The organism is Pseudomonas sp. (assembly GCF_030147005.1).
Classification (GTDB): Bacteria; Pseudomonadota; Gammaproteobacteria; order Pseudomonadales; family Pseudomonadaceae; genus Aquipseudomonas.
Genome location: NZ_JASLAW010000113.1, coordinates 1 through 7,631 on the forward strand (window position 1 = coordinate 1; position 7,631 = coordinate 7,631).

5 protein-coding genes are annotated in these 7,631 nt (G+C 62.4%); all 5 read right to left on the reverse strand.

What is annotated here, in order from left to right:
- Positions 1–117 precede the first annotated feature (117 nt).
- The 5 genes from Q1V60_RS10325 to Q1V60_RS10345 all read right to left on the reverse strand — a co-directional run bounded on the left by Q1V60_RS10325 (position 118) and on the right by Q1V60_RS10345 (position 7,301).
- Positions 118–393: a peptidylprolyl isomerase gene (locus Q1V60_RS10325; RefSeq protein ID WP_046383114.1), complete on the reverse strand. Its 276-nt coding sequence runs from the start codon at positions 391–393 to the stop codon at positions 118–120.
- A 43-nt stretch (positions 394–436) separates the two neighbouring features.
- Positions 437–2,974: a PAS domain-containing protein gene (locus Q1V60_RS10330; protein ID WP_300629980.1), complete on the reverse strand. Its 2,538-nt coding sequence runs from the start codon at positions 2,972–2,974 to the stop codon at positions 437–439.
- A gap of 143 nt (positions 2,975–3,117) precedes the next feature.
- Positions 3,118–5,070 carry an acetoacetate--CoA ligase gene (locus tag Q1V60_RS10335; RefSeq protein WP_300629982.1) on the reverse strand — a complete coding sequence of 651 codons (1,953 nt, stop codon included), beginning with the start codon at positions 5,068–5,070 and terminating at the stop codon, positions 3,118–3,120.
- Positions 5,071–5,128: 58 nt separating this feature from the next.
- Positions 5,129–5,902: a 3-hydroxybutyrate dehydrogenase gene (locus Q1V60_RS10340; protein WP_300629984.1), complete on the reverse strand. Its 774-nt coding sequence runs from the start codon at positions 5,900–5,902 to the stop codon at positions 5,129–5,131.
- A 7-nt stretch (positions 5,903–5,909) separates the two neighbouring features.
- Positions 5,910–7,301: a GntP family permease gene (locus Q1V60_RS10345; protein ID WP_058424166.1), complete on the reverse strand. Its 1,392-nt coding sequence runs from the start codon at positions 7,299–7,301 to the stop codon at positions 5,910–5,912.
- Between the last annotated feature and the right edge of the window lie 330 nt (positions 7,302–7,631).

Sequence of the window (7,631 nt, forward strand, 5' to 3'; positions counted from 1 at the left end):
AGGGACCGGTTCTGTCTTAACTGACTGGCATTAGGGCAAGCCCGGCTCCCACCTGTGCAATTGCAAATACATTGCACAGGTGGGGCTTACCTGCGATAGCGCCCTCAAGCCTACCCGTCAGTCCCGGTAAAACACCTGCACCAGGTGATACCCGAACTTGCTCTTGACCGGGCCATGCACCACCCGCAGCGGCTTTTTGAAGATCACTGCATCAATGGCTCCTACCATTTGCCCCGGCCGAATCTCGCCCAGATCACCGCCGCGCTTGCCGGACGGGCAGGTGGAGTACTTCTTGGCCAGCACGTCAAAGGCTTCGCCCTTGGCAATGCGCTGCTTGAGTTGTTCGGCTTCTTCGCTGGTTTTCACCAGGATATGACGGGCTTGGGCTTTCATTGATCTCTACCAGGGGTGCGACGGCGCGCGATTATGCCTGAACTCAAGTATTGACGCCGATCATGCTGCGGATTTTAGTCGCCAGCAGTTCAATGGAAAACGGCTTGGCCACCATGTCCATGCCGTGTTCCAGAAAACCCTGGCGCTCGGCCGCTTTTTCGGCGTAACCGGTCATGAACAGCACGCGCAACCCCGGCCGATGCTGACGGGCGATTTCCGCCAGTTGCCGGCCGTTCATGCCCGGCAGGCCGACGTCGGTCACCAGCAGGTCGACACGCAAATCCGACTCCAGCAACGGCAGCGCCGTGCGGGCGTCCGCTGCCTGGTGCGCGGTGTAACCCAGTTCGTCGAGCACATTGACCACCAGCATGCGTACCGCCGGGTCATCCTCGACCACCACCACCGCTTCGCCGGCCAGGGCCACCGGCGCCTCGGTCAGGCTTGTGGGCAGGCTGCTTTCCAGCGCGGTGCCATACAGGCGCGGCAAGTACAGGCGCACGCAGGTGCCCTGGCCCGGTTCGCTCTGGATGGTCACATGGCCACCGGATTGCTGGGCAAAGCCGTAGATCATCGACAGGCCCAGGCCGGTGCCTTGGCCGATAGGTTTGGTGGTGAAGAACGGGTCGAAGGCTTTGGCGAGGATTTTCGGCGCCATGCCACTGCCGTTGTCGCGTACGCCGAGCATCACGTAGTCGCCGGCCTTGACGGGCTCCAGGGTGGTGATATCGGTGCCGTCCAGATAGCTGTTGGCGGTTTCGATCAGCAGTTCGCCGCCGTCGGGCATGGCGTCGCGGGCATTGATCACCAGGTTGAGCAGGGCGTTTTCCAGTTGGCTGGCGTCGGTGTTCACCGGCCAGATATCTTTGCCAAGCTGCACGTTGAGAGAGATATGCGCGCCCTTGGTGCGGCGGAAGAGGTCTTCCAGGGACGCCACCAACTGGTTGGGGTCGGTGGGGCGCCGGTCCAGCGACTGGCGCCGCGAGAACGCCAGCAGCCGGTGGGTGAGGGCGGCGGCGCGGTGGGCGGAGGCTACGGCGGCGTCGGCGAAGCGGCCAATGTCCTCGCTGCGGCCGTCGGCAATGTAGCGTTGCATCAGGTCGAGGCTGCCGATGATGCCCGTGAGCATATTGTTGAAGTCATGGGCGATACCGCCCGTGAGCTGGCCCACCGCTTCCATTTTCTGCGCATGGCGCAAGGCGTCTTCGGCCCGCTCGCGTTCGAACATTTCGTTTTGCAGGCGCTGATTGGCCTCGGCCAGCGCCTGGGTGCGCTGGCTCACGCGTTCTTCGAGGTTCTCGTTGAGGTGGCGCAGGGCTTCCTCGGTGAGTTTGCGTTCGGTCTCGTCGATCACAAAGATGTAGAAACCGTTCACCGAGCCGTCATTGCTGAAGCGCGGCAGGTACTTCATCAAGGCATGGCGCGGTCGCCCGTCGCGATGCGGCGTGACGGTCATGAAGCTGCACGCCTTGCCATTGAGCGCGGCGGCGATCTTGTCTGCGCGCCCGGCGTACACCTCGTCGCCGAGTACTTCGCGGATGGTCTTGCCGTACAGCTCCTGGGGCGTTTTGCCGTACCAGTCGAGGTAGGCGCTGTTGTTCAGGCGAAACCGCTGCTCGTGGTCGACGTAGCCGATCAGTACGGGCATGGCGTTGATGATCAGTTGCAGCTCGGTCTGGCTTTGACGCAGCGCCTGCTCGGTGTGCTTGCGCTCGGTGAGGTCCAGCGCGGCGCCAAGGAACCGCGCCGGCCGGCCTTGTTGGTCTTTGTAGCAACGGCCACGGGCAAACACCCAGCGCACCTGGCCGTCGGCTTGCAGCAAGCGGTATTCCTCGGCGTATTCGGTGCCGAAGGTGATGCAATGCTTGATGCTGCGCGTGACCATGCCACGGTCTTCGGGATGCACGCCGAGCAGGTAGGCGCTGATGGGCAGCAGGTCGGCTTCATTCGGGTCGACGCCATGCAGGAACGCAAAATGCGCGTCGGCGATAAAATGGTCTTCGCCGATGTCCCAGTCCCAGGTGCCCACCGCATCGGTCGCCGCCAGTGCAAGCTGCAGACGTTGCTCGGTGTCGCGCTGGGCCTTGAGGCTGTCTTCGGAGCGCTGTTGCAACTCGAGAGCCTTGCTGCGCCGCTCGTTGGTTTCGATGGCCGTGACCAGGATGCCGGCCACCCGGCCGTTTTCATCGCGCACCGGGCTGTAGGTCAGGTCGAGCCAGATTTCGGTGTCGCGATGGTTGCGCTGCAACACGAAACGCTGCTCGCTGAAGGTGCGCACCTGGCCGCCGAGCACCGCGTCGTAGATCGGCGCGGCGAAACCTTGCAGCTCCGGCCAGGTCGTGTGCACCGGCTGGCCCAGGGCACCGGGGTGCTTGTTGCCGGCCAGCAGGGCGAACCCGTCGTTGTACAGTTGGGTGAGCTGCTCGCCCCAGAGCAACAGCATCGGCATGGGCGAATGCACCACGATATCCACGGCAGTGCGCAGACTTTGCGGCCAATCATTGGCCTCACCGAGGGGGCTTTGCGCCCAGTCCAGCCGCTCGATCATTGCAGCGGCTTCGCTACCGGTGGATGTTCCATTCATGAAAAAAGCCCTGCGTATCACGCTTTGAAAAAATGACAACGCCCATTATCCCAAGAGACAACAACAGGCGGCTACCTCGAAAAATAGCATGCATTGCCGGTTTTTTTTCAAAACGCCGTCTTGGCGCTGAAACCTTTCATCTGTTACGCCAACTCAGGGCGGTCGCGAAATTGTTCGAGTGCCTGGGGGTTGGCCAACGCATCGGTGTTTTTCACCGGTTCGCCGTGCACCACGTTGCGTACCGCCAATTCGACGATCTTGCCGCTGATGGTGCGCGGGATATCGCTGACCGCAAGGATTTTCGCCGGCACGTGGCGCGGTGTGGTGTTGGCGCGAATTACCTGGCGGATCTGCTGCTCCAGCGCCTCATCCAGGGCCACTCCGTCGCCAAGACGCACGAACAGCACCACGCGCACGTCGTCCTGCCAGCGTTGGCCGATGGCGAGACTTTCCAGCACCTGCGGGACTTTTTCCACTTGGCGATAGATCTCGGCGGTGCCGATGCGCACGCCGCCAGGGTTGAGCACCGCATCGGAGCGGCCATGGATCAGCAGGCTGCCGCTGGGACGTTGCTCGGCGTAATCGCCCTGTGCCCACACGCCGGGGAACTGGCTGAAATACGAGGCGCGCAGCTTCTGCTGCTGTGGGTCGTTCCACAGCCCGATGGGCATGGCGGGAAAGTGCCGGGTGCACACCAATTCGCCTTTTTCGCCGACCCGTGGGTGGCCCCGGTCGTCCCACACTTCGATGGCCATCGCCAGGCTCTTGCACTGCATTTCGCCACGGCGTACCGGCAATACCGGGTTGCCGATCACAAAGCAGGAGACGATATCGGTGCCGCCGGACATCGACGACAGGCACAACTCAGTCTTGATCTCGCGGTACACGTAGTCGTAGCTCTGGGGCGACAGCGGCGAGCCCGTGGAGATCAACCCTTTGAGGCTGCGCAAATCATGGCTGAGGCGCGGTTGCAGCCCGGCCTTTTCCAGGGTGACAAGGAACTTGGGGCTGGTGCCGAACACGCTGATGCGCTCGGCGTCGATCAGGTCGATCAAGCGCTGCGGGCCTGGATGAAACGGAGAACCGTCATACAGCACCGCCGTAGCACCCAGGGCCAGCACCGACACCAGCCAGTTCCACATCATCCAGCCGCAGGTGGTGTAGTAGAACAGGCAGTCGTCACGGGACAGGTCGGCATGCAGGCCATGCTCCTTGAGGTGGGTGAGCAGTACGCCGCCGGTGCCGTGAATGATGCACTTGGGCACGCCCGTGGTGCCGCTGGAATAGAGGATATACAACGGGTGATCGAACGGCACCGCGACGAATTCGGGCGTGCCGCCGGGCTGGTAGACGTCATCCCACAGCGCGACACGGGCACGGGTTCGGTAATCCGCTACCCGCGCCTGAGGGCGGGCGCAGGGCACGATGATCAGGTGTTCCAGGGACGGCAGCCGTTCGAGGATTTCATTGAGCTTGGCGCTCTGGTCGATGATCTTGCCGGCATAGCGATAGCCGGCGCAGGTGATCAGCACCTTGGGTTCGATCTGGCCGAATCGGTCTATCACCCCTTGGGTGCCGAAGTCCGGCGAAGAACACGACCAGATCGCCCCGAGGCTGGTGGTGGCGAGCATGCCCACCAGGGTTTGCCAGGTGTTGGGCATGCACGCGGCCACCCGGTCGCCAACGCCGACACCCGCCGCACGCAGGCTTTTTTGCAGGCCCGCGACGTGTTCCGCCAATTGCGTGTAACTCAGTTGCTCGCGCTGGCCGTCTTCGCTGATGGCAACCACCGCCGGGTGATCGTCGCGACGGCGCAGCAAGTGCTCGGCGAAATTCAGCGTGGCCCCCGGAAACCACTGGGCGCTGGGCATTTCGGTGCCTTCGATCAGCGTGGCGCTGGGCGGGCTGCGAAATTGCACGTCGAAGAAAACGACGATGGCCTGCCAGAAGTCCGCGCGCTGGTCGATGCTCCACTGGTGCAGCGCGGGGTAGTCGTCGAGCTGCACGGGGTGGCGAGCGTTGATAAAGCGCCGGAACTGGTCCATGCGCGTGTTGGCGATGCGTTCCGGGGAGGGTTGCCAGAGGATGTCGGACATAGCGAAATCTCTTGTTCTTGTACAGTTCTTCCAAACAATAGAGTTCCAGTGTCTGGATTTATTGGGCCAGCCAGCCGCCGTCGATATTCCACGCGGCGCCACGCACCTGGGCACCGGCCTCGCTACACAAAAACAGTACCAGCTCACCCAACTGAGACGGCGTCACAAACTCCAGCGACGGCTGTTTCTCCGCCAGCAAATCCTGTTGCGCCTGCTGCGCATCGACCCCAGTGGCCACGCGGTCATCGATCTGCTTCTGCACCAGCGGCGTCAGCACCCAGCCTGGGCAAATGGCATTGCACGTCACGTTGCTGGTCGCGGCTTCCAGGCCCACAACCTTGGTCAGACCGATCACCCCATGCTTGGCCGCCACATAGGCCGCCTTGCCCACCGAGCCCACCTGGCCGTGCACCGAGGCGATATTAACGATGCGCCCCCAGCCCTTGGCCTTCATGCCCGGCAGGCTCAAGCGCGTGCTGTGGAACACCGACGACAGGTTGATGGCGATGATCGAGTCCCAACGCTCCACCGGAAAATCTTCCACCGCCGCCACATGCTGGATGCCGGCGTTATTGACCAGAATGTCGACGCCGCCGAATTCGCGTTCGGCATAGGCAAACATATCGGCGATCTGCGCCGGGTCGCTGACGTCTGCCGGGTGATGCCCAACCTTGCCGCCAAACGCCTGCACCTGAGCGATCACCGCGCCGGCGTCGCCGAAACCGTTGAGGATCAGGTTGGCCCCGGCTTTGGCCAGGCTCAAGGCAATGCCCAGGCCGATGCCGCTGGTGGAACCGGTGACCAGCGCCGTCTTGCCATTCAATGTCGTCATGAAAACCTCACACAATGCCGGTGGCGTAGAAAGTACCGATCACCACGAACACCGCGAGGGTCTTGATGATCGTGATGCCGAAAATGTCCTTGTAGGCTTCGCGGTGGGTCAGCCCGGTCACCGCCAACAGCGTGATCACCGCGCCGTTGTGGGGCAGGGTGTCCATGCCGCCGCTGGCCATGGCCGCGACCCGGTGCAGCACTTCAAGGGGGATATTGGCCGCATGGGCCGCTGAAATAAAGCTCTCGGACATCGCGGCCAGAGCGATGCTCATGCCGCCGGACGCCGAGCCGGTGATGCCCGCCAGCAGGGTCACGGTAATGGCTTCGTTGACCAGCGGGTTGGGGATGCCCTTGAGCCAGTCCGCCAATACCAGGAACCCCGGCAACGAGGCGATCACCGCGCCAAAACCGTATTCGGAAGCGGTGTTCATTGCCGCCAGCAGCGCGCCGCTGACCGCACTTTTACTGCCTTCGGCCAGCTTGCTTTTAATCGCCGAGAAGCCGAACACCAATACCACGATAATCCCCACCAGCAACGCCGCCTGAACGGCCCAGATCGCGGTGAGCTTGGCGATTTCGGTGGTCACCGGGGTGCTCATGCCCGGCAGGCTGAGGCTGTGGGTCTTGCCGTACCACTGTGGAATCCAGTGAGTGAACAGCAGGTTCATCACCCCCACCAGAATCAGCGGCGACAGCGCGATCCATGGGTTGGGCAGGGTCAGGTTTTCGGCCGTTTCAGGCTCGTTGCGCAGTTCGGTGCCATAGCCTTCACCCGCGCGCTGGGCCTTGTTGCGCTGGCGCGCCAGGTAGAGCATGCCGGCGCAGAACACGAAGATCGTGCCGATCAGCCCCAACCACGGCGCCGCCCAGGCGGTGGTGTTGAAGAAGGTGCTGGGGATGATGTTCTGAATCTGCGGCGTACCGGGCAGGGCGTCCATGGTGAACGAAAACGCACCGAGGGCGATGGTGGCCGGAATCAGTCGCTTGGGGATATTGCTCTGGCGGAACATCTCCGCGGCAAACGGGTACACCGCAAACACCACCACGAACAGCGACACGCCGCCGTAAGTGAGCAGGGCGCAGACCAGCACGATCACCAGCATTGCCTGGCGCGTGCCGAGCAGACGGATGGCGGCGGCAACGATGGAGCGTGAGAAACCCGACAGCTCGATCAGCTTGCCGAACACCGCGCCGAGCAGGAACACCGGGAAATACAGCTTGATAAAACCGACCATTTTTTCCATGAACACCCCGGTAAAAGCCGGGGCGACGGCGGATGGATCGGTGAGCAGCACAGCGCCGAGGGCGGCGATGGGCGCAAACAGGATGACGCTATAGCCACGGTAAGCAGCCAGCATCAGCAGCGCCAAGGCTGCCAGGGCAATGATCACACTCATGGTGTGTCTCCATCGGATTGTTATTGTTGTGGGTGAAGCTCTGGAGGGGCTATAGCGAGATGTGTGCCATCTTTCTAACTATTTGAAATATATGAATAAATTCTAACGAGCCGCCACGTGGCACTAATTTAATCTCTAATTTGAGACATGCAGAAACCCAATGTGGAAGCGGGCTTGCTCGCGAAGGCGGTATGCCAGTGCCACATAGCTCAGCTGGTACGCCGCGTTCGCGAGCAGGCCCCAATGCCAGTCAGTTAAGCGCTAGAGCAGGCAACCGTCGGCCTGTGGCGAGGGAGCTTGCTCCCGCTGGGCCGCGAAGCGACCCCAGAA

Excerpts from the sequence above, each read along its gene's own strand:
- Q1V60_RS10345 (WP_058424166.1), bottom strand. The coding sequence starts at position 7,301 with ATGAGTGTGATCATTGCCCTGGCAGCCTTGGCGCTGCTGATGCTGGCT.
- Q1V60_RS10330 (WP_300629980.1), bottom strand. The coding sequence starts at position 2,974 with ATGAATGGAACATCCACCGGTAGCGAAGCCGCTGCAATGATCGAGCGG.
- Q1V60_RS10335 (WP_300629982.1), bottom strand. The coding sequence starts at position 5,070 with ATGTCCGACATCCTCTGGCAACCCTCCCCGGAACGCATCGCCAACACG.
- Q1V60_RS10325 (WP_046383114.1), bottom strand. The coding sequence starts at position 393 with ATGAAAGCCCAAGCCCGTCATATCCTGGTGAAAACCAGCGAAGAAGCC.
- Q1V60_RS10340 (WP_300629984.1), bottom strand. The coding sequence starts at position 5,902 with ATGACGACATTGAATGGCAAGACGGCGCTGGTCACCGGTTCCACCAGC.